1 protein-coding gene is annotated in these 433 nt (G+C 52.9%); it reads left to right on the top strand.

Annotation, left to right across the window (positions count from 1 at the left end):
- Positions 1 to 397: IS3 family transposase (locus CDV44_RS27385; protein WP_141118852.1), on the top strand; the 397-nt coding region annotated here is incomplete at its 5' end.
- Positions 398 to 433: the final 36 nt, after the last annotated feature.

Here is a 433-nt window from a genome sequence, read left to right as displayed (position 1 = left end):
GATCATCGCGTGGCAGACGAGCGAGCGGCCTCACTACGCCTTTGTCGGCAAGATGCTTGAGCAAGCCATCGAACGAGTACGCGGCGAGCACCGCCCGATCCTGCACTCCGATCAAGGCTGGCAATATCAGATGGCAGATTGGCAGCGAAAACTCGCCAAGTATGGGGTAGTACAAAGCATGTCGCGACGAGGAAATTGCCTGGACAATGCGGCAATGGAGAGCTTCTTTGCCACGCTCAAGTCTGAGTTCTTTTATTTGAACCGATTCGAGAGTATCGAGCAGCTACGTAATGGCTTACGGCAGTACATCCATTACTACAATCACCAGCGCATCAGTCTCAAACGAAACGGGCTGAGTCCTGTGCAGTACAGAACTCAGCCCGCGAGCGCTGGCTAAGCAAATCTGACTATCCAACTTTATGGGGTCAGTTCA

The sequence above is a fragment of the Pandoraea sp. PE-S2R-1 genome, from assembly GCF_002179865.1.
Classification (GTDB): Bacteria; Pseudomonadota; Gammaproteobacteria; order Burkholderiales; family Burkholderiaceae; genus Pandoraea.
This window is presented reverse-complemented; position numbering and strand designations above follow the sequence as displayed.